At 47.1% G+C, this 26025-nt stretch carries 21 protein-coding genes and 1 other RNA gene; 5 read left to right on the forward strand and 17 right to left on the reverse strand.

Features of this window, described 5'->3' with window-relative positions; genetic code table 11:
* Nucleotides 1–53: 53 nt before the first annotated feature.
* Both PIL01S_RS26400 and pdxA read left to right on the forward strand, forming a co-directional pair.
* On the forward strand, nucleotides 54–1349 hold the full coding sequence (locus PIL01S_RS26400; protein ID WP_127540571.1) for a four-carbon acid sugar kinase family protein: 1296 nt from the start codon (nucleotides 54–56) through the stop codon (nucleotides 1347–1349).
* Nucleotides 1346–2341: a 4-hydroxythreonine-4-phosphate dehydrogenase PdxA gene (pdxA, locus tag PIL01S_RS26405; RefSeq protein WP_127540573.1), complete on the forward strand. Its 996-nt coding sequence runs from the start codon at nucleotides 1346–1348 to the stop codon at nucleotides 2339–2341. The genes PIL01S_RS26400 and pdxA overlap by 4 nt, the downstream gene beginning before the upstream one ends.
* A gap of 107 nt (nucleotides 2342–2448) precedes the next feature.
* Here the strand turns inward: pdxA and PIL01S_RS26410 are convergent, their stop codons facing one another.
* The 5 genes from PIL01S_RS26410 to PIL01S_RS26430 form a co-directional block, all read right to left on the reverse strand.
* Nucleotides 2449–3594 carry a glycoside hydrolase family 88 protein gene (locus PIL01S_RS26410; RefSeq protein WP_127540576.1) on the reverse strand — a complete coding sequence of 382 codons (1146 nt, stop codon included), beginning with the start codon at nucleotides 3592–3594 and terminating at the stop codon, nucleotides 2449–2451.
* 32 nt (nucleotides 3595–3626) lie between these two features.
* Nucleotides 3627–5960 (reverse strand): helix-turn-helix domain-containing protein, encoded by a 2334-nt coding sequence (locus PIL01S_RS26415; protein ID WP_164764354.1) that lies wholly within the window; start codon nucleotides 5958–5960, stop codon nucleotides 3627–3629.
* 44 nt (nucleotides 5961–6004) lie between these two features.
* Nucleotides 6005–6889: a carbohydrate ABC transporter permease gene (locus PIL01S_RS26420; RefSeq protein ID WP_095362018.1), complete on the reverse strand. Its 885-nt coding sequence runs from the start codon at nucleotides 6887–6889 to the stop codon at nucleotides 6005–6007.
* Nucleotides 6890–6919: 30 nt separating this feature from the next.
* Nucleotides 6920–7846, reverse strand: a complete 927-nt coding sequence (locus PIL01S_RS26425) for an ABC transporter permease (protein WP_227779990.1) — start codon at nucleotides 7844–7846, stop codon at nucleotides 6920–6922.
* Between the two features lie 72 nt (nucleotides 7847–7918).
* On the reverse strand, nucleotides 7919–9496 hold the full coding sequence (locus PIL01S_RS26430; RefSeq protein WP_164764355.1) for an extracellular solute-binding protein: 1578 nt from the start codon (nucleotides 9494–9496) through the stop codon (nucleotides 7919–7921).
* Nucleotides 9497–9899: 403 nt separating this feature from the next.
* On the opposite strand from PIL01S_RS26430, the gene PIL01S_RS26435 reads away from it, so the two are divergent.
* A complete protein-coding gene (locus PIL01S_RS26435; protein ID WP_127540584.1) occupies nucleotides 9900–11051 on the forward strand; it encodes a glycosyltransferase family 2 protein in 1152 nt (383 codons plus the stop codon).
* 177 nt (nucleotides 11052–11228) lie between these two features.
* Here PIL01S_RS26435 and PIL01S_RS26440 read toward each other — a convergent pair whose 3' ends face one another.
* Both PIL01S_RS26440 and PIL01S_RS26445 read right to left on the reverse strand, forming a co-directional pair.
* Nucleotides 11229–12083 carry an aldo/keto reductase gene (locus PIL01S_RS26440; RefSeq protein WP_127540586.1) on the reverse strand — a complete coding sequence of 285 codons (855 nt, stop codon included), beginning with the start codon at nucleotides 12081–12083 and terminating at the stop codon, nucleotides 11229–11231.
* A gap of 165 nt (nucleotides 12084–12248) precedes the next feature.
* The gene (locus PIL01S_RS26445; RefSeq protein WP_127540588.1) at nucleotides 12249–13502 is read right to left on the reverse strand and encodes a mechanosensitive ion channel family protein; all 1254 of its coding nucleotides are present in this window, start codon (nucleotides 13500–13502) and stop codon (nucleotides 12249–12251) included.
* A gap of 208 nt (nucleotides 13503–13710) precedes the next feature.
* Between PIL01S_RS26445 and PIL01S_RS26450 the strand changes: the two genes are divergently transcribed.
* Nucleotides 13711–14148 (forward strand): uL10 family ribosomal protein, encoded by a 438-nt coding sequence (locus tag PIL01S_RS26450; protein ID WP_127540590.1) that lies wholly within the window; start codon nucleotides 13711–13713, stop codon nucleotides 14146–14148.
* Between the two features lie 101 nt (nucleotides 14149–14249).
* Here PIL01S_RS26450 and PIL01S_RS26455 read toward each other — a convergent pair whose 3' ends face one another.
* Nucleotides 14250–14447 carry a hypothetical protein gene (locus PIL01S_RS26455; protein ID WP_127540593.1) on the reverse strand — a complete coding sequence of 66 codons (198 nt, stop codon included), beginning with the start codon at nucleotides 14445–14447 and terminating at the stop codon, nucleotides 14250–14252.
* A 100-nt stretch (nucleotides 14448–14547) separates the two neighbouring features.
* Nucleotides 14548–14912, reverse strand: a transfer-messenger RNA (tmRNA) gene (gene ssrA / locus PIL01S_RS26460).
* 176 nt (nucleotides 14913–15088) lie between these two features.
* Here ssrA and PIL01S_RS29630 point away from each other — a divergent pair.
* Nucleotides 15089–15262, forward strand: a complete 174-nt coding sequence (locus PIL01S_RS29630) for a hypothetical protein (RefSeq protein ID WP_164764356.1) — start codon at nucleotides 15089–15091, stop codon at nucleotides 15260–15262.
* 233 nt (nucleotides 15263–15495) lie between these two features.
* Here the strand turns inward: PIL01S_RS29630 and smpB are convergent, their stop codons facing one another.
* The 8 genes from smpB to gap all read right to left on the reverse strand — a co-directional run bounded on the left by smpB (nucleotide 15496) and on the right by gap (nucleotide 25998).
* The gene (gene smpB, locus PIL01S_RS26465; protein ID WP_095293038.1) at nucleotides 15496–15978 is read right to left on the reverse strand and encodes an SsrA-binding protein SmpB; all 483 of its coding nucleotides are present in this window, start codon (nucleotides 15976–15978) and stop codon (nucleotides 15496–15498) included.
* 179 nt (nucleotides 15979–16157) lie between these two features.
* The gene (rnr, locus tag PIL01S_RS26470; protein ID WP_127540595.1) at nucleotides 16158–18887 is read right to left on the reverse strand and encodes a ribonuclease R; all 2730 of its coding nucleotides are present in this window, start codon (nucleotides 18885–18887) and stop codon (nucleotides 16158–16160) included.
* A gap of 508 nt (nucleotides 18888–19395) precedes the next feature.
* Nucleotides 19396–19629, reverse strand: coding sequence for a preprotein translocase subunit SecG (secG, locus tag PIL01S_RS26475; RefSeq protein ID WP_095293034.1), 234 nt, complete (start codon nucleotides 19627–19629; stop codon nucleotides 19396–19398).
* Nucleotides 19630–19800: 171 nt separating this feature from the next.
* The gene (gene eno / locus PIL01S_RS26480; protein WP_095293032.1) at nucleotides 19801–21087 is read right to left on the reverse strand and encodes a phosphopyruvate hydratase; all 1287 of its coding nucleotides are present in this window, start codon (nucleotides 21085–21087) and stop codon (nucleotides 19801–19803) included.
* Nucleotides 21088–21329: 242 nt separating this feature from the next.
* Nucleotides 21330–22874, reverse strand: a complete 1545-nt coding sequence (gene gpmI, locus PIL01S_RS26485) for a 2,3-bisphosphoglycerate-independent phosphoglycerate mutase (protein WP_095293030.1) — start codon at nucleotides 22872–22874, stop codon at nucleotides 21330–21332.
* Nucleotides 22874–23626 (reverse strand): triose-phosphate isomerase, encoded by a 753-nt coding sequence (tpiA, locus tag PIL01S_RS26490; RefSeq protein WP_095293028.1) that lies wholly within the window; start codon nucleotides 23624–23626, stop codon nucleotides 22874–22876. The genes gpmI and tpiA overlap by 1 nt, the downstream gene beginning before the upstream one ends.
* Nucleotides 23627–23659: 33 nt before the next feature.
* Entirely contained in the window at nucleotides 23660–24841 is a 1182-nt protein-coding gene (locus PIL01S_RS26495) for a phosphoglycerate kinase (protein ID WP_095362034.1), read from the reverse strand.
* A gap of 149 nt (nucleotides 24842–24990) precedes the next feature.
* Nucleotides 24991–25998, reverse strand: a complete 1008-nt coding sequence (gene gap / locus PIL01S_RS26500; RefSeq protein ID WP_095293026.1) for a type I glyceraldehyde-3-phosphate dehydrogenase — start codon at nucleotides 25996–25998, stop codon at nucleotides 24991–24993.
* Between the last annotated feature and the right edge of the window lie 27 nt (nucleotides 25999–26025).

Below are 26025 nucleotides of genomic sequence, written 5' to 3' on the forward strand. Positions count from 1 at the left end.
CTATTACGACCGGACATGAATTCACTTTTTTTGCTCAAGGAGGCGAGAACAGCATGAAATTAGCCATTATTGCAGATGATCTGACTGGTGCCAATGACAGCGGGGTCCAGCTTGCCCGTCATGGCTTGAAAACCAGTGTACTATTCGACATGGACGAGAATAACATTCGTCATTACGATGCTGTTGTTTTCGACACGGACAGCCGTTCCATTGCCTCGGATGAAGCTTATCAGCGTGTTCGTAACGCAGCGGAGTTTCTGACGAGAAACGGATTCGATACCATTTTTAAAAAAATGGATTCTACTATGCGTGGTAACATCGGAATTGAGATTGATGCTTTGTACGACGTGATTAAACCGGATTTCATGATGATCGCACCAGGTTATCCGAAAAACAATCGTACGATCCAAAGTGGAGTACATTACCTGAACGGAATTCCACTGGCAGACACTGAGATCTCAAACGATCCAAAAACACCTGTAACTGTTTCGTACCTTCCGGAACTGCTGAAACTACAGACGAAATATGAAATCGGCGAAATTAGCGTATCCGATCTGGAAGCAGGCAAAGACCATATACAGAAGAAGTTAACCCAGTTTAAAGAAAACGGCATCCCATACGTGCTTGTGGATTCGACGGAGGAACTGCATCTGGAGCAAATTTTGCAAATGACCAGCGCACTGGAGTACACCTTTGCATGGGCAGGCTCTGCAGGAATTGCCAATTATCTTCCCGGGCACTACAGTCTGGAGGGTAAATCAACGGAACTGACTATACCGGGAAACTCTGGACCCATTCTAACTGTCGTAGGCAGTGTAAACAAAAACTCACGTGCTCAGTTGAAGAAACTGCTGGGACAGACCAGCGTTTCCTCTGTTGCATTCCACTCCTTCAAAGCCGTATCCGCTGCATCAGATCGCACAGAGGAAATGGAGCGTGTGTATAAAGAAGTAAAAACCAAGTCTCTTGAAGGCCATGACGTTGTCTTGTATTCCACGGCAGAGCAGGTTGATATTGAACTAGCACGTGCCACGGGTGAAGCCCGCGGTCTGGATCATACCGAGGTCAGCAACGAAATTGTGCGGGCTATGGGCGAGATTTGTGCCAGATTGCTTGAAGAAGGCAATTTCAAGGGTGTATCCATGACCGGTGGAGACACTGCCAAGCAAATTTGCATGAAGTGGAATATTAGCGGCTTCGAGCTGCTGGACGAACTTGAGATTGGTGTTCCAATATCCAAGTTTATCGGAATAGAAGGCTTACATGTCATTACCAAAGCAGGAGGCTTCGGCACACCAGAAGTCTTCATCCATGCGATTGAAAAATTAAAAGGAGGGATTCCAGTATGAAACCCACAGTTGGAATTACAATGGGCGATGCAGCAGGTATCGGACCCGAGATTATTATGAAGGCACTAGGCCATCAGGAGGTCTACGACAACTGCAACCCACTCGTTATTGGTGATGCAAAAATATTGGAACGCGTTCTGCCCGTTATTGGATCAAGCTTGAAAGTCAACGCTATTCAGGAGCCTTCGGAAGCCAAGTATGAATTCGGCACAGTGGATGTCATTGATCTGGATCTGGTTCCTGCCGATCTCGAATATGGAAAAGTATCTGCCGTAGCGGGAGACGCAGCCTTTCAATTCCTGGCCAAGTCTATTGATCTAGCCAAAAAACAGCAGATCAACTCCATCTGCACTGCTCCTCTGAACAAGGAAGCTCTGCATCAAGGTGGACATCTGTATCCAGGACATACTGAAATTCTGGCTGACCTGACCGATACAAAGGATTTCTCCATGATGCTGACGACACCCAACCTGCGGGTTATTCACCTGACAACACACATGGGCTTGATCGATGCGATCGCCAGCATCAACCCGGAAAGAACCTACACGGTAGTTAAGCTTGCACACGATACACTCAAAAAAGCAGGCTTCGAAAATCCACGTGTAGCTGTATGCGGCATTAATCCGCACGCCGGCGAGAACGGATTGTTCGGCAATGGTGAAGAAGAAGAGAAACTGCAGCCAGGTATTGAGCGCGCGCAGCAGGAAGGCATTAATGTGGTTGGTCCTCTCCCTGCGGATACATTGTTCTTCCGTGCAGGTCGCGGTGACTTCGATATCGTAGTTGCTTGCTACCACGATCAGGGACATGCTCCGATTAAAGTTATGGGCATCGAAGAAGGCGTGAACATCACCGTTGGCTTAAAAGGCGGCATCATCCGCACTTCCGTTGACCACGGTACGGCCTTTGATATCGCTGGTAAAAACATCGCCGATGATAAAAGCATGCTGGCAGCCATTCGCTCTGCCATTGAGCTTGCTCCAAAAATGTAAATGTAACCGAACGTATTCAAACGTATTTAACTATTGAAGCAAAATAAAGCAGCGACTCTCCCCAGTCGGGAAGAATCGCTGCTTTTTCTTTTGTACACCCTGCTGCATTATTGCCTACCATTCGATCTCCGGTCATACCAATATCCAGGAATGCCTCGTTCCAAACGCATCAATGCCTCGAGATAGAAATAATCGCCCCAGATGACATAGTCATCCGGTGAATCCCCACCTCTTACGGAGTAGGAACCATGCTTGAGTAAGCCTTCTTCGGTTTCGGACCCGTGAGTGGAGTAATTCTGTACCAGGGACGCCATTGAATTCTGCACCGCGTCCAGGAAGAACTGACGCTCAGGATCGGTTGGATCCAATCTCTCGGCGATCTCCAGAATCCCGCACGCAGCAATAGCGGATGCAGAGCTGTCGCGCTTTGTTTCGGAGGTCTGTGGTGCATCGAAATCCCAATAGGCTACATGATCCTCAGGCACATGAGTAATAAAGTAACGGGCTAGACGCCTCGCTGTCTCGAACATCTCTGCATTTTGCAGATATCGGCTGCATAACGCAAAGCCATATATCCCCCATGCCTGACCGCGGGTCCATGTTGAGCCATCATTATAGCCCTGATGGGTCCCTCCACGAATGGCTTCGCCAGTAGCCTGATCAAAATAAAAGGTATGATAGCTGGAATCGTCTCCACGAACCAGAAAACGCCGGCTTTTCTCCGCATGGAGCTTGGCGACGCGCCGATATTCTTCGTTATGGGTCTGTTCATACGCCCATAACAATAATGGAAGATTAAGCAGGCAATCGATAATAATACGACCTCCGTTGTTCACATCGCCCTTGCGTCCCCAAGCCTGGATCAGCCCTGACTCTTCACGCCAGCGCTTCATCAACATATCTGCAGCCTCCAGCGTGAGGTCACGTGCAGCAGGGTCACGTTCCACGATCCATTGGGCCTTGGAGGACAACGAGTAGAGAAAACCTATGTCATGATGGTCAAAAATGCTCTTCCGTTCCATGCGCCCCCGAAAGTTATCAACGGTCTTAACAGCTGCCTCGCGATACAGCGGGTCCTGCGTGTATTCCGAGCATAACCAAAGGATTCCTGACCAGAAACCAGCCGTCCACTCCGTATTATCATTCAGCACATAATGCTCATCCCCGTTACTTACATGGGGAAATCGCCCCCCAAATCGGTCAATGTTGCTTCTCGTGACTTGGAGTGCATCATCAATGGCATTTTTCCACATGGAACAAGTCCTCCTCTATGAATCTATTTTCTTCATCCTTCATGTTGGACAAGTCTGCTATTTTGCTTATATTGACCAGGCGTAATGCCCTCATACTTTTTAAAGACACGAATGAATGAATTGCTGTTGAGAAACCCTACGCGCTCGGATACGTCCTGAATGGTCCCTTCCTCTGCCTGCAGAATTTTCTTGGATTGTTCGATGCGATATTGGTTGATGTAATCGATCACGTTGATTCCAGTCTGCTCCTTAAAGTACTTGGAGACATAGGTTGGATGGAAGCGAAAGCGTTCTGACAAATGGGTCAAACCCAGATTGACGTCTGCATAGTTCTCTACAATGAATTCGATCAGCTGATCTTTCAGCTCTTCGTTGCGGGAGCGCTTGCGTTCATTCACCATCTGACAGACGGTCTCCAGGATTCGCAGCAGCTCGGCTTCAATCTCCTCAAACGTCTCGCATGCAAACAATTGCCGAATCAGATCATTACGATGCGTCATCTCGTTCTGGTCATCTGACTTGATCTGTTCCGTGGCTTTCAGAATGGTACCGATTAACTCAAACATCAGGCAGCGTGCCAGTTCAACAGACAAGGGCTCTCCTGTAAAATTGGTCATGAGAATTTCGTTCATCACTTCGGTTGAACGGGCATAATTGCCTGTCGCGATATAATTAATGAGCTGTCTCTCCAGATCGAGAGGATAATATAATTCCTCCTTCGGCCTGCGAATCCGGTTTTGGTCAATGATTTGTCCGATCCCCAATATCAGCCGATATTCCAGTGCCTCTTCCGATTCCCGAAAACTGTCTCCAATCGCTGCAATGCCGTGATGAACATCGCTTACCCCCACCGAAAAGTACACGCAAAACCGTGATCCGATAAAACGCTGGGCCTCCTCAATGGCGCTGATCAGCCGGTATCCGGTATTCTCCTCATCTGCCCGAATGTTGATGAGAAATGCGATCCGTCCATCAATATCTGCCGAAAACACCTGGCCAATGGGGCCTATAATTTCCTCCAGCACATTGGTCAGAATGAGCTGCACAAATTGTTCTTTCTCCTCCTGGTCCTGCTCGCGTACTTTTGTCCGGAACAACCCATCCACATTCTCAATGTGAAGGAGCAGTACGGCAAACGATGGAGTCTCGAAGTGAATACCAAGCCGTTCCAGCGTTGAAGCAAATTCTTCACCTGCCTGAACCCTGCCCTTCATCAGCTTGGCGAGCAAATTGCTCCTTACAACGTTTTGCTGGTCCTTGAGCCTGCTCGCGAATTGATCCTGCTCTTCCCAGGCACGGACCAGCACGGATTGCAGAATGCCATATTCATCGTCCGGCTGCTCCAGTTTCCATTTGACCTTATCGGAGATAATGTTCATGATCCGTCCCAGCGGACGATAGTTCCTCCTGGTGAACCACCAGGCCGCTACCCCGCCCAGCAGAAGTCCAGCTGCCACGCCTCCAATCGTAATATTGCGAATGACCGTTAGTTTCTTGGCATAGATCCGGGTAGGTATAATCGATACATAATTCCAATCCTGGACCTTGGAAGAGATCTGGGACATGGTGACGGATTCACCGTTCCAATCGATCGTCTCGGTGCTGACTCCTGAATCTTGCCCGGAATTCAGATCTTCATTTATTTTGAAAGGGGTTTCAAAACCTCCTGTGGAAAACAACGTGTTCCCCTCATCATCCAGGATGAATACCGTGCTCTCTTTTTCCAAACGGACATTATCAATCGCCTGTTGGAACCGATTCGGGTCAAGATTGACCACGAAGGTTGCAGGACTGTCCGCAGCACTCTGGATGGGGAACGGCTGCAGGTAGACAAGTGTATCTTCAATGCGCCGATCCTCACTCCGAATCGCCATTTTCCTGAACCTGCTGGTGTCGGTATCGTGCATAAGTCCGGTCCACGCCTCCTCGGTTACATCCGTGCCTTTGTAGAACATGTCATACAGATAGGTCTTCTGAATAAGGGAAGAAGAGGACAAGGCAACGTCGGCGTCCTTAATATAAATATATAGTTCGCTAATTAGACCGTTTCCGACGCGTGTAGACTTCAGATTTTTGATTAGCTCCAGTCCCATTAACCGCCACCGGCCATCCTGTTCAGACGCATGATTAATGAAGCTCGTTAACTGGGAATCGGCCATGAGTTGATTGCTGATGCTGCCAATATCCCCAATCTGGTTATCGATCGTCTCCTGCACCTGAGAGAGCAGCACCATGTTGGAGCGATTCACTTCTTCCTCAAGCAAGATGCGAGACTCGGCAAATACAGCTGCACCGATCACAATCGGGATGAGCAGAATGACCATGTAAGAAATGCTCCAGGACAACAGGATGCTTTTCTTCTTCATGAGTCTCCTCCTCACATGGTGGTTTGGCATGGCCTACGACTGATTTATTCCTTGATTGCTCCGATCATAACACCTTTGACAAAGTATTTCTGCAGAAAAGGATAGATAAACAAAATAGGAAGCGTGGCAACCATGACCGTTGCATATTTCACACTTTCCCCGATCGCCTCTTTGTCCACCGCTGATGCCCCTGTCGTCATGGAGTCCGTACTATTTTGGATGAGGATTTCGCGCAGTACCAGCTGAAGGGGAAACAGATTTCGATCCCGGATGTACAGAATTGCACCAAACCAAGAATTCCAATGGCTAACTCCATAAAAGAGAATCATCACTGCGATCACCGGCATGGACAACGGTACTACGATCCGCCAGAGGATCAACATCTCTCCCGCACCGTCCATGCGGGCCGATTCCAGCAGGCTTTCAGAGATTTCCTGAAACGAAGTCCGCATAATAATGAGATTATAACTGCTGATCAGCCCAGGTATAATCAGAGCCCACAGGCTGTTCCCCATATGAAGCGTGTTGTTGATCAACAGATAGGACGGAATAATGCCCCCGTTAAAAAACATCGTAAACACGATCGCCAGCATGATCGGGTTGCGAAGCATGAAGCTTTTGCGAGACAAGGTATACGCTCCCAGAATGGTGAACAGCAGATTCAGTGCCGTACCCACCACGACGATGAATATGGTGTTTCGGTACCCGGACAAAATGTTCGGGTTGCTGAGCACGAGCTTATAGCTCTCCAGGGTCAGTCCTTTCGGAAAGAGCAGCAGACCTCTGTGGGCCATTAGCTGACCGGAATCACTGAATGATGCGTTCAGTACATGCAGCAGCGGATACAAGGTCACAATAATCAGGCCCGTCATCAGAATGGCGTTGGCACCACCAAACAGCCGCTCCCCGAGTGATCGTTTTATTCTCATCTGAACTCCCCTCCTTCACCTCATTCCTGACTAGAATAGCTTGGTATTGGATATCGCCTTGGACAGGCGATTGGCACCAATGAGCAGTGTAAAGTTAATGACGGATTGGAATAAGCCTACCGCGGTTGTATAGCTGAATTCGGCACTTTCGCTAATCCCTTTACGGTACACAAATGTCGAGATGACATCCGCCGTGTCATATACGTTCGGGTTGTATAGCAGAATGATTTTTTCGAAACCGATCTCCATCAATCCGCCAATACGGAGAATCAGCAGAATAAGAATCATCGGAATGATGCCGGGCAACGTAATATGCCAGACTTGGCGAAGGCGACTTGCCCCGTCCACATTCGCAGCATCATACAGCTCGGGATTGATTCCACTAAGTGCAGCCAGATAAATGATGCTGGAGAAGCCAAGCTCCTGCCAGATGGATGAAGCGGTATACATGGTACGGAAATTGGCCGGATCACTGAGAAGCGCACTGCTCTGGCCGCCAAAGTATTCAATAATGGTGTTAAACAGTCCATCCCGGGATGAGAAATCCACAATCATGCCGCAGATGACCACGATGGAAATAAAGTGTGGAATGTAGGAGACGGTCTGCACGGTACGCTTAAATATTTCGTTGCGAAGCTCATTGAGAAGAAGGGCAAGAAGAATCGGTGCTGGGAATCCAAACAACAGTTGATAGAAGCTCAGCACCAGGGTGTTTTTCAAAATCCGCCAGAAATAGTAACTCTGAAAGAAGTCCCGGAAATGCTGCAGTCCCACCCAATCACTGCCCCATATGCCTTTGCCAACCGAATAATCCTTGAATGCAATGATCGCTCCATACATCGGCAGATATTTGAAGATGAGAAAATACAAAACAACGGGAAGAGCCATCCAATAGATCGCTTTATTCTTTTTGTAATTAAGCCATAACAAGGAAAGCTTGTGCGACACCTTTTCCATCCCCTTCCTTATCAATTCGAAGGAGAGCATCCGTGAGGTAAAAAGTGGGCTTCCCCACGGACAGCTTCTTCGTTATCTGGCATTATAGCGGTCCAGAGCAGCCTGCTGAATTTCAACTGCCCGGTCGACGTTAAACTTGTTGATCTGATCGACGTACTTGTCAAAGTTCTCAATCGGCTCGACCCCGATCACAAACTTGACGAACATTTCATCCCGGTACGTTCCAATATCGCTCATGATCTTGCTGTATTCCGTGGATTCTTCTGTTGTCAGACTGGTTGGAGGAAGGCCCACCTTCAGTGTATTCTCGCTGTATTTGGAGAAGAGAATGGCGGCATCCTTCTGCTGCTGGAGCTGATAATACTGCTCATTGTACCGGTCGTCATCTTCACCCACGAAGGGATAGTTCGCAATAAAATGTTTGGCCATCGCCTGGGCAACCGACAATCCATCCGGATTTTTTAAAATCTCATCGGTATAGGTCGGGTAACCGTCCTTCATCGTATACGTGAGGCCTTCCACACCGAAATTTTTCAGCATATGCCCTTCTTCACTGAAGAAGTAATCAAGTGCTTTGACTGTTTCCTCCGGATATTTGTTGCTATTGGTGATCACGACGCCGCTACTGCTCCACTCCCAGGAACGTCCGGTAAACATCGGTTCATCGCCCTTATTCTGCACCGGATATTGGACAGCCGTCAGATTGGCGTTCGGGTCGGTTTCCTGCAGAGCGGGAAGGTAGCGGCCTACACCTCCACCGATGAAGGTGAAAAAGGCACCTGCCTGACCACTCAAAATTTTGGCGTCAAATGTTTTTTGGTCATTGGTGGCAAAATCGGGATCGATCAGCCCTTCCTGATACCAGCGATGGAACATCGTCAGGAATTCCTTGTATTCCGGCTCGATTGGTCCGTAGACCACTTTGCCATCTTTCATAAATATATTGTTGGTTATCCCGTAGGCCTCCAGATAGGTCGGTGCTGCGGGTCCCATCGTTGTCATTTTAGGCGGTGCACCAAACAACAGGGGCGCGGACACGCCTTTTTTCTCTTTGAACGCTTTAAGTACGGTTTCCCATTCTTCCAGCGTTTCCGGTTTCTCCAGCTTTAGCTCATCGAGCCAATCCTGACGAATGAATGTACCGCCGAAGGTTTTGTATTCCCCCAGACGTAGATGCGGAATCGCATAGATATCGCCGTTGTCTGCTTTTAACTGTTTAGCGACTTCGGGATTCTCATCCAAAATCTTTTTCAAATTGGGAGCGTATTCATCAATGAGCTCGTTAAGACGAATGATGGTACCATCATTGAACAGCTTGGCGTAATCTCCATTGACAAACATGGCATCAGGTAGCTGATTCGAGGCAATCATGACATTGAACTGTTCGGTCTCGGCACCCACCGCAGGATGCTGGAATTCGATTTTGGTGTTGGTCTTCTTCTCCCATTCCTTAATCGCCGTGATTTCATTCATACTCTTGAGCGTAATGGAAGCATTCGTGTTCATCGACATCCAGATCGATATTGGTGTAGGGCCATCTCCCTCTGCTCCACCCGCGTTTCCATTGTCCCCTGTGCAGCCTGCCAGAATAGTGAATCCCATCATCAGACAGATTCCAATCGCCAGCCGCTTTCTCCATGACCGTTTCATCGCTTCACGTCCCCCCATGTGTTCGTGTAAGATGTCTGACCCTTGATGTGGAGCTGCTCTCTTCATAAAGGTAATGCCTGACCGCTATTATGGCTATCCTCCATTCTTGCCGAGATATCCAAAATTTGATATTCCCTTATCCGGCGCAGGATTTGCACATGCAGGCAAAAGATCAAGATCATATTCGAGGAATGAACTGTCCGATCCAAATGAAAGCTGATTATCTCCTTTAATCCGTCTAGGTTGAAGCATCTAGATTAATATTGCCATCGACCAAGCCTGTTTCCGAAACCTTAGGGTGTTTGACCAGTCCCCGCCAGAATCCAGGAATACACTAATATCAATTCTTTGACCTGTTCGGCTATCCATAAAAAACATCAACAAACTTAAGGGGGAAATTAGCATGACGATCCGCTACAGTATCATTATTGCAACCTATAACCGGGCCCATCAGTTACCGCTTACACTGGCGGCTTTTGAGGCGCAGACCTACCCAAAACATCTTTTTGAAGTTATCGTCGCTGATGATGGTTCAACGGATGGAACGAAAGAACTGGTTGAAGCTTATCGTGCTTCATATTCATTGACCTATGTATCCCAAACAGAACAGCGCGGCAGATCTGCGATCCGTAATTTGGGGCTCCAGCATGCCAAAGGGTTGTACGTTATCTTTTGCGATGCTGACTTTCTGGCACTACCCGAGTTTATTCGAACCGTGCGGCAGTATCATCGTAAAAATCCCAGAGCCGTGGTTTCTGGCTTTCCGCATTCTTTCGATGGTTCATATACCCACTACTATCCGGACTTTTCCCCAGAAGAGAAAGAACATTGTCATGCCGTCCTCGCAGCTTCAAACTCATGGCGTCCCGAACTAGAAGCTGTGAATGAAATTATCCCGTTGGTAACACCCGCAGATATCATTCATCATACAGATGCTTTGTCACGAGTGGTTTTCCCATCCAAAATGCCGCCAGGTGTCATCAAACAATTTGCAAGCACAGATGTAGCACCCTGGATGGTATTTGTTACTCGGTGTGTATCCGTCCGGCGTAGTCTGTTGAATCGAGTAGGGGGTTTTAACGAAAGGTATGTACTTTATGGGCTTGAAGACTGGGATTTGGGCTACAGGCTGCACCGTTTGAAAGTGCCTTTCTATTGCATCAAAGAGGTCGTAGGCTATCATCAGGAGCACCCAACCCACTTCCGGGGGGATGTGCTCAATACGGAGAATCTGCGAATCATGTTGGAAACCTATGGCTTCAATGATTCCGCACTGAATTTATTTTGCGTTGTGCCTCCATCCGCTGACCTCGAAACCTACAAAAATACACTGAGGATCTTGCGCAGAGGGTTCCGGTCCAGAACAACACGTTCTTCCGCACGATTGTTAAAAAGGACACTACGAATTGCAGCCAAGCAGTTCTTACTCCAATCTGATGCAGAGGCATACAAAAAATCATTAGCTAAAATACAGCGAAGAGCAGCAGGCAGGAAAAGCAGAGTGGCTCGTGTTTTACGGGATATGGTTCAAAGGTCTGAAAAATTGGTGGAGTAGGTTAGGACTCACGTTAGAAGCTTAAAAAGTGCTGATGGGTTGATAATTCAATTCTTCTTTTCAAATAAAAACACAACAAAAAGCCTCCTATCTACATCTCTGCAGATGGGAGGCGACGTATCCTACATACTCGTTTTTCTCACCCTTATGGTGAATAGTACGGTTTCATTATTTACTTTAAAACTCTTCGTATTCGCTCGGGTCCTGTCCCCATAACCGTCCATCTTGACGATTGAATGACGAGATCACTTCCATCTCCTGCTCGCTCAGCTCAAAATCGAAGATATCGATGTTCTCCTTCTGGTGTTGAAGGGAGCCTGCTTTCGGAATTGGAATGGAACCCAGTTGGGTATGCCAGCGCAAAATGACCTGTGTTCCTGTTTTGCCATGAGCTTCTGCTATGCGGAGGATCTTCTCATCCTTCACCACATCCTGCACGGCATCATTACCACGGCCAATAGGACTCCAGGATTCATTGACAATACCATGCTCCGAATCCTTCTTCCGCTGCTCGGCTTGGTCAAAAAACGGATGCAGCTCGATCTGGTTCAGACTTGGGGCTACCCCAGTCTCTTTAATCAGACGCTCATTATGTTCAGGCAGGAAGTTGCTAACTCCGATGGAGCGGATATATCCACGTTTCTTCGCCTCAATGAGTGCCTGCCAGGCTTCAACATACTTATCCTGCTTCGGATTCGGCCAGTGAATGAGATATAGGTCATAGTAATCCAGGTCTGCCCTGTATAACGATTCCTCGATGGCTACGATTGCCTTATTATAATCGTGATAACGCCCAGGCAGTTTGGAAGAGACCAGCAGTTCTTCTCTCGCAACAGAGCTCTGCTTGATGGCCTTTCCGACTGTCGCCTCGTTCTCATAGTTATAGGCCGTATCAATCAAACGGTAACCTACATCCAGCGCAGATACGATGGATTTAACACCTTCTGCACCTTTTAAGCTATAGGTACCAAACCCAATTGCCGGTACTTTCAAGCCATCATTCAACGTATATTCCGGAATTTGATGATTCATCTGAAGACTCTCCTTTGCTAAAAAGGTATACAAAACGAACGGAAAATTAGTTAGTCCCTCTCGTTTATTCTACCCCTCCATGCACGATTGAATCAATTCTTTCCAGACGTGCAGGCCTTCATTAATGCATATGAGCTGAACTCAGTATCCTCTGGTAATCATACTTTAATAGCCGCGTGAAAATTGCGGGCTTTCCTTAAGCTGAACGATATCGTGACCCGTTGGGTTTTGGAAAGCACGAAGACCAAACGTCGGCGCCACAGCAAAGATGTGGTCAAAGATATCGGCCTGCACCGATTCATACACTCCCCAGGTGATATCATTGCTGAATGCATAGATCTCGAGCGGAAGTCCGTTGTCTCCCGGTGCTAGCTGTCTCACGATCAACGTCATATCCTGATGAATCTTCGGATGATTTTTCAGATACTGATGGATGTATTCCCGGAATACCCCCACATTCGTTAGCTGTCTGCCGTTTACTTTGCTCTCCGTATTAATCTGATGCTCCATATTGTACTCGTTAATTTCATTGATTCGCGTAGCGATATAGTCGGTAAGGTAGTGAATCTTCCGGAATTCATCAATCATGTCCTCGGTGCAAAAGGTGATACTGCTTGTATCAATATAGACGCTTCGCTTAATCCTTCTGCCGCCGGATACCTGCATGCCTCGCCAGTTTCTGAACGAGTCCGATATCAGGGCATAACTCGGAATCATCGTGATCGTTTTATCAAAATTTCTTACCTTAACCGTATTGAGTGTAATGTCAATGACATCACCGTCTGCATTATACTTCGGCATTTCAATCCAATCACCAACACGCACCATGTCATTCGAGGATAATTGAACGCCTGCCACGAGGCCCAGGATGGAGTCCTTGAAGACCAGCATCAGCACCGCTGATAACGCACCAAGCCCACTGAGAATAATCAACGGATTCTGACCAATAAGGCTCGAAATGACGATAATGCCCCCGATGATGAAAAGAATAATCTTGGCGACCTGGATATACCCTTTGATTGGCCTGATCTTGGATACTTCATAGGAACGATATATGTCATCAAACACATTGAGCAGCGCATTAAATACAGTGATCGTCACCACAATCATGTACGTCATTGCAGCCTTCTCAATCAGGGCCTGATAGGATGGAAAGACATAAGCAGAATAATAGATAATAATGGCCGGTACGAGATGCGACAGCTTGTGGAACAGCTTTTTCTCCACAAAGATATGGCCCCATTTGTACCGATTGTTATTGACGATATGATGAATCGTCTTCAGCACGATTTTTTTGGCAATATAATTCGCCAGGATGGAGATCACCGCAATAAAAATAACCATGATGATGTTTGAAAGAATGCCAATGGTTTGTTCACTCATACCCGTTCCGTCTAGTTGTTTTTTGATAAAATCCATTGTTTCCTCCTAACGCAGTCTAGTTTAGCTTTTCATTATAAATGACTCTTCTGTGCGAAGCAAAATTCAAGTTAAGAGGCACATGTAAAAGGTATGCTAGTTTGTCGGAGTTAAGAATCTAGAGTAGATATAGATATATGCAGTCCATTTTCTAAATAATAAAATCCAGTTATGGTAGACTATACTTACTTCATATTTTTATAGGAGGGTGATTGACCTGAGGAAATATATTGGTTTGGTTTTGTTATTGGGCCTCATTCTAAGCTTAACTACTGCCTGCTCTTCGAATGAGAGTGAGTCTGCGATTACTCTTGATGATATTGTCACCAAGTTCCGAGAGGCTGGACTTGAGATTGAATCTCCAACGGAGTCTATCAGTGAGGAACATGGATTAGCTAACTTAGGTTTTAAAGATGTGAAGCCCATTCTGGTGCCGGCTTTAGGTGAAGGTGAGGGTGGGTATCTATTCTTGTTTGAGGATAAAACGGAGCTTGAGAAGCTGAAGGATTATTACGAGGAACCTGGAAAATCAACGCTTATGCCTAATTCGCATGCCTATGCTCAAGATAATATCCTGTTGCAGATGAGTGACCAAATGAGTCAAACCGAGTTTGATCGATATGTAGAGGTTATCAAGGATTTATGAAAAATTAGTTCCTTAGTACATTCTAGGGAACTTTTTAAATTCCCTTAATCCTGTCGTGATTCTCTACTTGCTCACTTAGGATCGTCATGATTGGCTTTGTATCACTCATGGTAATCAAATTCCTTCCTTTCTCCTGTTGAATCAAAAATAATTTCAAATTTATTTCCCTCTGCGTCTTCACGTATACGTCTGTTATTCTTAATATAATAAATGGACGCTCCTGATTCCTTGGCTTGCTTCCGTGCATGTTGAGTAGCCTTTTTTAGTATTTCTTGGAGTTGCTTTCGATCTACAAACATCTTGAATTCATCCACCTTTTCATTCATTTTCGGTTAATATAATATATAATAAAAAAACCACCAACCAGAACAACTGGTTGATGGCTTTCTTGTTTCGCTCTAATGGAGGCGAGGGGAGTCGAACCCCTGTCCGAAGATAACGACACATAAGCTTCTACGGGTGTAGTCACAGTTTTGATGTCACCCGAGTATCGCCCCGTAACCGGCTATACGTTGGGTCAGCCTGATTGTCTTCTTCAGCACACCCCAGGCGGAGATGTGACAGCGTATCCCACTACTTGTTAGCCCCTAATCCTGTCACATGGGCGATGCAGGTTAGAAGCACGCACACAGTTTCTTAGGCTGCGAAAGCGTAGTTGTTTTGTTGTTTGCCGTTTAATAGGCTTTAGCGTTGATGAAGCGGACGCGTCCCCACTACCCGCTACCCATGCTCGAACTATCCCCGTCGAATCCATAAACGCCCCCTCATATAAGAAGGGCTCCAGGATTAATCCGTGAATACGGAGCAAAGGTGCTGCACATCTTTTTCCTCCAAGGTAAAAAGATGCTCTTTCAAACTCGGCATTCCTGTCTGCTACATGAATAATCATATCACAGGACCGAATGCAGATATAGTACAGATTACTGGAAGTCATACCAGCATGCTGAGCATCAGTGCAAAATTAACCAATGCACCATCTGAGGCTCAATCGTCTACATATTATACCGCGTCCCTCGGACGAAGTAAAGTTTACCAGCAAGAGGTTGCGAACAACTTTACTTCCTTTATTTTACCCACAATTGGTACAGACTACGCAGAGAGCAGCTACATTTAATGCATCAACTGAATCCGTTCGCTCAGCAACTTCACACCTAACTCTATCTTATGCATCCTGTGCTTGCAGGTTTACCTTCTCAAGGCTCTTCCCAAACATCCTAACAGCAGCACCCACGTAAAATAATAAAAATCCCAAGCTCCGCCCGATCCCGGGCCAAACTTGAGATCCTCATTTACTTCGCATCTAAATTAAACTTATGACAGCCTCCTGCGAAGCTGAAGCACTTCCAATCAGCGAGCAATCTTCTGCTTCTCACGCAGTGCCCGTTGAATATCACGCTGTGCATCCCGCTTCGCAGCAGACTCACGTTTATCATACTGCTTCTTACCTTTACCCAGGCCAAGCAGCAATTTCGCATATCCATTACGCACATAAATCTTCAGCGGCACAATACTGTATCCTTCCTGCTTCGACAATCCAAGCAGCTTGTTAATCTGAGATTTGTGCAGCAGCAGCTTGCGTGTACGCGTCGGATCAAGCGGATTATGTCGGTTCCCTTGTTCAAAAGGACTAATATGCATATTATGAATGTGAATTTCACCGTTGCGAATCGTGGCAAACGCATCTCCAATATTCGCACGGCCGTTACGAAGAGATTTGATCTCCGTTCCGGTAAGCACCATGCCCGCTTCATACGTATCTTCAATGAAGTAGTCATGGGAAGCCTTTTTATTCTGTGCAAGCACTTTACTCTGTCCATCATTCTTGCCCATGTCCTCACTCCTTCTCCGTAAAATAAGCCGGTACCAATGCTCTATAGCCGCGCACCCGATGATGCCCAGGTACCCTAGCCAGACCTTAATTGTAGCAAGGACCGCTGTTAAAATCAAGAAAGAGGCAGCATATGCCGCCCCTTCTCATTACACACATTTCATGCTGTACGAAACGAATATTACTTTTTCTTCTTCCGTACAAAAGCGGCTGTTCCATTAGCGGAAGCACCTTTGTTCTTTTTCCGTTTACGGCGCGGAGCTCCGGCTTCTTGCGTACCTCCAGGTGTAGCTGCTTCGCCGATAAAGATACCGCTAGGTGACGTCTTTTTGCGTCCACCGCCACCTTTTCCGCCGCCCTTGCCAGATTTGAAGCTGCCTTCGCCACGGCCTTTACCGCTGTTCAGATCAGTCCCTTGAGCGCCAGTGCCGCTGTCCTGACTGGACGGCGCGGAGCTATACCCACCTTTACCCGATCCAAAACCAAAGCTTACCGCTCCAGTTCCTTTGCTGCGAGCAGCTGGTGCACTGGCATCTCCCGTGCGGCGTTCACCTTTCGGTTTACCGCCACCTTTTCCACTGAAGCTGCCACGTCCACCCTTGCTGCTCTCTTCCGGTGCTCTTCCACCGCGGCTTCCTCCGCCTTTGCCTCCACGCGAGCCACTGAATCCACCAGAACCGCCTTTGGCGCCACTCCGGCCACCACCGCCAGCAGGACGTCCACCTCTGCCGCCTCGGTTGCCGCCACCAAAGCCGCCTGGCCGTTCGCTGCGTGGCTTCATATCCACCATTTCAAAGTCAATCGTGTATTCTTCCATGCTCACGCGAGCAACACGAATCTTCACCTCATCTCCGATACGGAACACTTTCGAGGTTCGCTCACCAATGAGAGCCATATGCTGATCGTCAAAGTGGTAATAGTCGTCCGTCAGTGCACTCAATCGGATCAAGCCTTCTACCGTATTCTCGAGTTCAATGAACATGCCGAAGCTGGTTACACTGCTGATCATGCCCTCGAATTCTTCGCCGACCTTATCGAGCATGTACTCAGCTTTCTTCATTTTCTCTGTATCCCGCTCGGCTTCAACCGCCACACGTTCACGCTCAGATGATTGCTGCGCAATATCGGACATGCGTGACGCCAGGTATTCCTGACGATTCTCAGGCAGCGCACCCTTGTTCTCAATCACTTCCCGAATGACACGGTGAATAACCAGATCGGGGTAACGACGAATTGGTGATGTGAAGTGACTATAGAACTCAGCCGCGAGGCCAAAGTGTCCTGACATCTCCGCATCATACTTCGCCTGCTTCATGGAACGCAGCATCATCGTACTGATCACCGTCTGTTCCTTCGTTCCATTGATATCCTCAAGCAGGGACTGAAGTGCACGAGGGTGAATCGCGTTACCGCGTCCTTTTACATGGTGTCCGAAGTTCGCTGCAAAAGCGAGGAAGTTTTGCAATTTTTCCTGATCGGGATCTTCATGCACACGATAGATAAACGGAACCTTCAACCAGTGGAAGTGCTCTGCCACGGTCTCATTGGCCGCCAGCATGAATTCTTCAATGATTTGCTCTGCAATGGAACGCTCGCGTTTGACGATATCTACAGGTTTGCCTTCTTCGTTCACGATGATTTTGGATTCTTCAAAATCAAAGTCAACCGCACCCCGGCGCATGCGCATCGCGCGAAGCTTGAGGGCAATTTCTTTCATCAGATGGAAGTCATCCACCAGATCCTTGTAGCGCTCCAGCAATTCCGGCTCTTCGCCTTCAAGAATTTTACGAACGTTGGCATACGTCATACGCTCTTTGGTTTTGATCACACTCGTGAAAATGTCGTGCTTCACAACCTTCATCTGGTCGTTGAACTCCATTTCACAGGACAGCGTAAGGCGATCCACCTGTGGGTTCAAACTGCAGATCCCGTTCGATAGACGATGCGGCAGCATCGGAATAACACGGTCTACCAAGTACACACTGCATCCGCGGTTATATGCTTCCTGATCCAGTTTGGAGTTCTCGCGTACATAGTATCCGACATCCGCAATATGAACACCCAGACGGTAGTTCCCGTTCGGCAGCTTCTCCACATTGACGGCATCGTCGAGATCCTTGGCGTCTTCGCCATCGATGGTTACGATGTTTAATCCACGCAAGTCACGGCGGCCCTGCTGTACAATCTCTTCATCCGTAATGGATTCCGGAGCTTGTTCTGCTTCTTCCACCACTTCATCAGGGAATGCTTCCGGCAGCTGATGCTTACGAATGACAGACAATATATCAATGCCTGGATCATCCTTATGTCCAAGAATCTCAATAATTTCGCCTTCTGCCGCAGCGCGACCTTCCGGGTAGCTCACGATTTTGGCAACGACTTTTTGTCCATCTACAGCCCCGGCAGAATTCGTACGCGGAATGAAAATATCACGGTTAATCCGCTTATCGTCCGGAATGACGAAGCCATATACCTCATGGTTTTGGAACACACCAACCACTTGGGTAACTGCACGGGTAACAATGCGTACGATCTCGCCTTCCAAACGTCCGTTGGATGGACCCTGAGACGTCACTTTAACAAGGACCGTGTCCCCGTTCATCGCGCTCTTCATATCATTGGCATGGATGTAGACATCCGGATGCTCTTTATCCTCAGGGATGAGAAAAGCAAATCCCTTCGCATGTGCCTGCAGCCTTCCGCGAACCAGGTTCATGCGTTCAGGCATGCCGTACCTGTTGTTACGGGTAAGCAGAATCTTGCCGGATTCCTCCAGTGTATTCAGCATGATCAAAAAGGCTTTGAAATCAGCTGCATCTTCAATCTCGAAGTGCTGTTCCAGCTCCTGATAGGTCATCGGTTTATAAGCGGTTTCCCGCATGAAGTCGAGCAATTGTTGTTCTGTTATCATTAATATTCACCTCGGGAAACGTAAAAGTGTAATCTGGTTTGTATCCTGTCTTTATGTATCGGAAATTTTGCAATTTTCATGCCACGTAACACATGCCCTCACTATCTCATACCCTAGTATACACGAATTCAATCCACCGCATCCGTACCCCGCAAAATAATCCAAACCTTAGCTGAATGCAGCACTTCACATCATGAGTACACGTTTTCATTGGATTTTAGGATAACAAATTCCTTAAAGAACGACGTTCAAAGATGAAATAAAGATGAAATGTATGGAGCAAAGTCGTTCGTATTGAACCACTAAGTACGCAATTGGGCTAAGTAACGGGAAGGAAAACGAAATGGAAGTGGGGAACCGAAGATTACATGGGTTGAAAAAAAGTAGTTGGTAAACTTTGGACATGCGCCAATGTATTAAAAAACCTCCGTTTCTTCTCGAAACGAAGGTTCATCATCTTAGGTCGTTCATTCATATATGCTCGATCTACCGATCAATACAGCCTTCCTTACTTGGAAATGACTGTAACAATGATAGCCAAGATCATAAATCCTGCTCCCAGTACAACGGTTGCACGTTGCAGGAAAAGATCCAATCCGCGCGCTTTCGTTTTACCGAAAAGATGTTCCGCACCACCGGAGATGGCACCCGCCAAACCAGCGCTTTTCCCGTGCTGCAGCAATACTACAGTGATTAGACCGATCGAGAAAACAACGAGCAGCAATTTCAAAGCAATATCCATTCTTTCCACCTCCTACCCATGTGGGCATAACATCTCACCATAAAAACAGTTACTTTAATTGTACCACAGCTATTCCCAATCTACAACCTTATCCATGATACTGTCTATGTTATAAAGAAATGAAAAAGACAAGCCGGTTACCCGGCTTGCCCTTGAAGCTGTGAACACAGCTTATTTTTTAAGGTTGTAGAATCCTTTAAGACCATTGTATTGAGCCAGTTCGCCCAGTTGATCCTCGATGCGGAGCAATTGGTTGTACTTCGCGATACGGTCTGTACGGGAAGGTGCACCTGTTTTGATTTGTCCTGCATTTGTTGCAACCGCGATGTCAGCGATTGTGCTGTCTTCGGACTCACCGGAACGGTGGGAGATTACAGCTGTGTATCCTGCACGTTTAGCCATTTCGATTGCATCGAATGTTTCAGTCAGCGTACCGATTTGGTTAACTTTGATCAGGATGGAGTTACCAATACCTTCGTTGATACCTTTTTCCAGACGCTCCGTGTTCGTTACGAACAAGTCGTCACCAACGAGTTGTACTTTGTCTCCCAGTTTTTCAGTGAGCAATTTCCAGCCATCCCAGTCGTCTTCGGACATACCGTCTTCGATTGTGATGATTGGGTATTTCTCAACCCATGAAGCCAGAAGGTCAACATACTCAGCGGAAGTGTAAGATTTACCTTCGCCAGCAAGTGTGTACTTACCATCTTTGTAGAACTCAGTGGAAGCTACGTCCATACCCAGGAATACGTCAACACCTGGTTTGTATCCAGCTTTTTCAATCGCTTCGATGATTGTAGTGATTGCTTCTTCGTTCGAACCAAGGTTCGGTGCGAAACCACCTTCGTCACCCACAGCTGTGTTCAGGCCTTTGGAGCTCAGTACGGATTTCAGGTTGTGGAAGATTTCTGCGCCTACGCGAAGAGCTTCTTTGAATGTTGGTGCTCCAACAGGAAGAACCATGAACTCTTGAACGTCGATGTTGTTGTCAGCATGCTCACCACCGTTGATGATGTTCATCATTGGTACTGGCAGTGCTTTAGCGTTGAATCCGCCCAGGTAAACATACAGTGGCAGGTCCAGAGCGTCAGCAGCTGCGCGAGCTACAGCCATGGATACAGCCAGGATTGCGTTAGCACCCAGTTTACCTTTGTTTGGCGTACCATCCAAAGCGATCATCATTTTATCGATACCCAGTTGATCCAAAGCGTCCATACCGATTACTTCTGGAGCGATTGTTTCGTTTACGTTTTTAACAGCTTGCAGAACGCCTTTACCCAGGTAGCGGGATTTGTCACCATCGCGAAGCTCAACAGCTTCGTGGGCACCAGTGGATGCACCAGATGGAACGATTGCGCGTCCGATTGCGCCGGACTCCAGGTATACTTCAACTTCAACTGTAGGGTTACCGCGGGAGTCGAGGACTTCGCGAGCGTACACGTCAGAAATAATAGTCATGAGTGATAATCTCCTTTTAATTTAAATTTATTTAAATTTGGGACTACTTGTGTTTGCCCTTATGCCACTACGTCAGCAGAATCGCCTTCCGATCGCTGTTATCCCCTGATTTCTTTGAACTTATTTTTAATAAGTTGAAATCATGTGATAAAGGCGAACACTTCGTTTCTTCAGACCATTTCTGCTTCCTTCGTTCGGGGGCAAACTCCAAACTTCCCACTTTGTATATGTGGCTGTGTAACTTATTTACGGGTAGCGATGACCGATGTACCTGTCATTTCTTCCGGTTTAGGCAATTGCATCAGGTCCAGAATCGTTGGCGCGATATCGGCCAGGATTCCACCTTCACGCAAGGTTACGTTAGGGTCTGTAACGATAAATGGAACCGGGTTCGTTGTATGAGCAGTGAACGGACGTCCTTGCTCATCGAATACCATATCCGCGTTACCATGGTCAGCAGTGATGAGTACTACGCCGCCTTTGGCAAGCACTGCATCAACAACACGTCCCATGCACTCATCTGTCACTTCAACCGCCTTAATGGTAGGCTCCAGCATGCCGGAGTGTCCAACCATATCCGGGTTGGCGAAGTTCAGAATGATCGCATCATGTTTGTCTGCTTCAATCTCGCGAACACATGCATCAGCTACTTCGTAAGCGCTCATCTCCGGTTGCAGATCATACGTCGCAACTTTTGGTGAGTTGATCAGCACGCGAGTTTCGCCTGGAAGCTCAACATCACGTCCACCGCTGAAGAAGAAAGTAACATGCGGGTATTTCTCGGTTTCAGCAATACGCAGCTGTTTCTTGTTGTTCTGAACCAGAACTTCACCCAGTGTATTGTCGAGATTTTTAGGCGAGTAAGCCACATAACCTTCAACCGTTTCACTGAACAACGTCAGGCAGACAAAGTGCAAGCCTTCTGGGAACTTCGGACCGCGGTCGAAACCACGGAAATCCTTGTTCGTGAATACTTGCGACAGCTGAATCGCACGGTCAGGACGGAAGTTCAGGAAGATTACGGAATCACCGCTTTCTACCAAACCTACCGGCTCACCATCCGCTTTAACGATAACCGTTGGCTCAACGAATTCGTCAAATACGGACTTCTCATACGATTCTTCAACCGCTCTGAGTGGATCGTTGTATTTTGGTCCATCACCATAAACGATGGCACGATATGATTTCTCAACACGTTCCCAACGTTTGTCACGGTCCATCGCATAGTAGCGACCTTGAACCGTTGCGATTTGTCCTACACCGACTTCCTCAATTTTGGCGATCAGCTTCTTCATGAAGTCTTTACCGCTATCCGGCATAACGTCACGGCCATCCAGGAAGGCATGAATATAAACGTCATTCATTTCTTCTTTTTTAGCCAGATCCAGCATGGCAAACAAGTGGTCGATGTGACTATGTACGCCGCCATCAGACAACAATCCGTAAAGGTGAAGCTTTTTACCGTTTTGTTTCGCTTCGCGCACAGCTTTGACAAGTGTTTCGTTGTCGAAGAACTCTCCGTCACGAATCGATTTGGAGATACGGGTCAAATCCTGGTATACGATCCGGCCGGCACCAATGTTCAGGTGTCCTACCTCGGAGTTCCCCATTTGCCCTTCTGGCAAACCTACAGCTTCACCGCAAGCAGTGAGAGTTGTGTGTGGGAATTGGCTCATGAAGCGATCGTAGTTCGGCTTTTTGGCTTGCGCTACTGCGTTGCCTTCCACCGTGTTACGAAGACCAAAGCCATCCATGATGATCAGTGCTACAGGTTTTGGAGCTGTCATTACTTCGCCCCCTCAACAAGCGCGATGAACGAAGCCGGCTGCAAGCTGGCACCGCCAACAAGCGCGCCGTCGATGTCGCTTTGTCCGAGGTATTCTGTTACGTTTTCTGGTTTAACACTGCCGCCGTATTGAATACGAACTGCACTTGCAACCTTCTCGTCGTACAGATCCTTCACCAGGCTGCGGATGTAAGCAATAACTTCATTCGCATCTTGGGATGTGGAGGATTTACCTGTACCAATCGCCCAGATTGGTTCATAAGCGATAACCACTTGTGCCGCTTGATCTGCAGACAAACCTGCAAAAGCAGCTTCCGTTTGCACTTTGCATACGTCTTTTGTTTGGTTTGCTTCGCGCTCTTCAAGTGTCTCACCAAGACAGAAGATTGGAGTCAATCCGTGACGGAATGCTGCATGCAGCTTTTTATTGACAGTCTCATCGGTTTCCGCAAAATATTGACGGCGCTCCGAGTGACCAATAATTACATAATCCACGCCCAGATCTTTCAGCATTACGCCGCTGATTTCACCAGTGAATGCACCGTTGTCTTCAAAATGAAGATTTTGAGCACCAATTTTGATGTTTGTGCCTTTCACAGCCTCTACCAATGTAGGCAGATTCGTAAACGGTGCACAGATTACAGTCTCTACGCCTTCAACTTCCGCTTTTCCTTTAACTTCCTGAATGAAGTCATTGGATTCGGAAACCGTTTTGAACATTTTCCAGTTACCTGCGATAATCGGTGTTCTCATGGTTTTCAACTCCTTCATGCTATAGCTTAAAACTTACTTGTCGTTCAATGCAACTACGCCTGGAAGCACTTTGCCTTCCATGAATTCCAGTGATGCACCGCCACCTGTGGAGATGTGGTCCATTTTATCAGCCAGTTTGAACTTCTCAGCTGCTGCTGCGGAGTCGCCACCACCGATTACTGTGTAAGCATCCGTTGTTGCACAAGCTTCCGCCACTGCACGAGTACCGTGGGAGAAAGGCTCGATTTCGAATACGCCCATTGGTCCGTTCCATACAACAAGTTTGGAGTTTTTAACAACGTCAGCATAGATCTCACGTGTTTTAGGACCGATGTCGATACCTTCCCAATCTGCAGGAATGTCGCCAACTTCAACAACTTTTGTATTTGCGTTAGCGCTGAAATCATCAGAAATGACGATATCTACTGGCAGATAGAAGTTTTTACCCAGTTTTTTCGCTTTTTCGATGAAGCCCAGAGCTACATCCAGTTTGGACTCATCCAACAGGGATTGGCCTACTTCGTGGCCTTGAGCCTTCATGAATGTATAGGACAATCCTCCACCGATGATTACGTTGTCTGCAATGTTAAGCAGGTTGTCGATTACATCGATTTTGTCCTTAACTTTGGATCCGCCAATGATTGCAGTGAACGGACGCTCAGGGTTGGAAATGGCTTTGCCGAGCACGTCAAGTTCTTTCTCCATCAACAGACCGGATACTGCTGGCAGCAAGTGAGCGATACCTTCTGTTGAAGCATGTGCTCTGTGAGCCGCTCCGAAAGCATCGTTAACGAAAACGTCAGCCAGTTCAGCAAATTGTTTTGCCAGTTCTGGATCGTTTTTCTCTTCGCCTGCATGGAAACGAACGTTTTCAAGCAACAATACGTCACCGTTGTTCAGTTCAGCAACTTGCGCTTTAACGGTTTCACCGATGGAATCGTCAGCTTTAACCACTTTTTTACCAAGCAGCTCGGACAAACGCTCAGCCGCTGGAGTCAAACGCAAGGATTCCACAACTTCGCCATTTGGACGACCCATGTGGCTCGCAAGAATGACTTTCGCACCTTTTTCGATCAAGTAGTTGATCGTTGGCAGTGTTGCACGAATACGTTTGTCATCTGTAATTTTACCATCTTCGAGCGGCACATTGAAATCTACACGGACAAAAGCCCGTTTTCCTGTCAATTCGATATCGCGTACACTTTTTTTGTTCATCTGTATTTCCTCCGCACCCATGTATTTGGTGGATCGATCAGGAGCCCAAATCCCCTGTCCATCCTGGTGTTTTTGAGAAATTTGCAAAATGTTGATAGATAAAGAGCGGAAACAATAGCATCTGTTTCCGCTCTATGTTATTGCAGATATTACTTAATCATTTTTGCAAAGTGCTCCAAAGTGCGAACCAATTGAGCTGTGTAGGACATTTCGTTGTCATACCAAGCTACAGTTTTAACCAGTTGTTGGTCGCCCACAGTCAGAACTTTAGTTTGAGTTGCATCAAACAGGGAACCGAAAGTGATACCTTGGATATCGGAAGATACGATTTCGTCTTCAGTGTATCCGAAAGTTTGTGGATCGGAAGCTTCTTTCATTGCTGCGTTAACTTCATCAGCAGTTACTTTTTGTCCAAGAACAGTTACGAGCTCAGTCAGGGAACCAGTAGCTACCGGTACACGTTGAGCTGCACCATCCAATTTACCTTGCAGTTCAGGGATAACCAAACCGATTGCTTTAGCAGCACCAGTTGTGTTAGGGATGATGTTTTCAGCTGCTGCGCGAGCACGACGGAAGTCACCTTTAGGGTGTGGAGCATCCAATGTGTTTTGGTCGCCAGTGTAAGCGTGAATTGTAGTCATCAAGCCTTGAACGATTCCGAATTTGTCTTGCAGTGTTTTTGCCATAGGAGCCAGGCAGTTTGTTGTGCAAGATGCGCCGGAGATTACAGTTTCAGTACCGTCGAGGATTTCATGGTTTACGTTGTAAACGATGGTTTTCATGTCACCAGTAGCTGGTGCGGAGATAACAACTTTTTTAGCGCCGCCTTTAAGGTGCTTCTCAGCTGCTTCTTTCGTTGTGAAGAATCCAGTACATTCCAGAACGATGTCTACGCCCAGGTCGCCCCAAGGAAGTTCTTCTGGGTTACGGTTAGCCAGTACTTTAACTTCTTTGCCGTTCACTTTGAAGAAGCCGTCGTGTACTTCAACATCGCCATCGAAGCGACCTTGAGTTGTATCATATTTAAGCAAATGAGCCAGCATTTTAGCGTCAGTCAAGTCGTTGATTGCTACTACTTCAATGCCCTCTACATTTTGAATACGGCGGAATGCCAAGCGACCAATACGTCCAAAACCGTTAATACCTACTTTAATCATGAGTAAGTTCCTCCCAAGTTTTGATTT

This window comes from Paenibacillus illinoisensis NBRC 15959, from assembly GCF_004000925.1.
Taxonomy (GTDB): domain Bacteria; phylum Bacillota; class Bacilli; order Paenibacillales; family Paenibacillaceae; genus Paenibacillus; species Paenibacillus illinoisensis.

Coding starts and splice junctions, on each gene's coding strand:
- PIL01S_RS26400 (WP_127540571.1), top strand. CDS start 54: ATGAAATTAGCCATTATTGCAGATGATCTGACTGGTGCCAATGACAGC.
- pdxA (WP_127540573.1), top strand. CDS start 1,346: ATGAAACCCACAGTTGGAATTACAATGGGCGATGCAGCAGGTATCGGA.
- PIL01S_RS26410 (WP_127540576.1), bottom strand. CDS start 3,594: ATGTGGAAAAATGCCATTGATGATGCACTCCAAGTCACGAGAAGCAAC.
- PIL01S_RS26415 (WP_164764354.1), bottom strand. CDS start 5,960: ATGAAGAAGAAAAGCATCCTGTTGTCCTGGAGCATTTCTTACATGGTC.
- PIL01S_RS26420 (WP_095362018.1), bottom strand. CDS start 6,889: ATGAGAATAAAACGATCACTCGGGGAGCGGCTGTTTGGTGGTGCCAAC.
- PIL01S_RS26425 (WP_227779990.1), bottom strand. CDS start 7,846: ATGGAAAAGGTGTCGCACAAGCTTTCCTTGTTATGGCTTAATTACAAA.
- PIL01S_RS26430 (WP_164764355.1), bottom strand. CDS start 9,496: ATGAAACGGTCATGGAGAAAGCGGCTGGCGATTGGAATCTGTCTGATG.
- PIL01S_RS26435 (WP_127540584.1), top strand. CDS start 9,900: ATGACGATCCGCTACAGTATCATTATTGCAACCTATAACCGGGCCCAT.
- PIL01S_RS26440 (WP_127540586.1), bottom strand. CDS start 12,083: ATGAATCATCAAATTCCGGAATATACGTTGAATGATGGCTTGAAAGTA.
- PIL01S_RS26445 (WP_127540588.1), bottom strand. CDS start 13,502: ATGGATTTTATCAAAAAACAACTAGACGGAACGGGTATGAGTGAACAA.
- PIL01S_RS26455 (WP_127540593.1), bottom strand. CDS start 14,447: ATGTTTGTAGATCGAAAGCAACTCCAAGAAATACTAAAAAAGGCTACT.
- PIL01S_RS29630 (WP_164764356.1), top strand. CDS start 15,089: ATGCTGAGCATCAGTGCAAAATTAACCAATGCACCATCTGAGGCTCAA.
- smpB (WP_095293038.1), bottom strand. CDS start 15,978: ATGGGCAAGAATGATGGACAGAGTAAAGTGCTTGCACAGAATAAAAAG.
- rnr (WP_127540595.1), bottom strand. CDS start 18,887: ATGATAACAGAACAACAATTGCTCGACTTCATGCGGGAAACCGCTTAT.
- secG (WP_095293034.1), bottom strand. CDS start 19,629: ATGGATATTGCTTTGAAATTGCTGCTCGTTGTTTTCTCGATCGGTCTA.
- eno (WP_095293032.1), bottom strand. CDS start 21,087: ATGACTATTATTTCTGACGTGTACGCTCGCGAAGTCCTCGACTCCCGC.
- gpmI (WP_095293030.1), bottom strand. CDS start 22,874: ATGACAGCTCCAAAACCTGTAGCACTGATCATCATGGATGGCTTTGGT.
- tpiA (WP_095293028.1), bottom strand. CDS start 23,626: ATGAGAACACCGATTATCGCAGGTAACTGGAAAATGTTCAAAACGGTT.
- PIL01S_RS26495 (WP_095362034.1), bottom strand. CDS start 24,841: ATGAACAAAAAAAGTGTACGCGATATCGAATTGACAGGAAAACGGGCT.
- gap (WP_095293026.1), bottom strand. CDS start 25,998: ATGATTAAAGTAGGTATTAACGGTTTTGGACGTATTGGTCGCTTGGCA.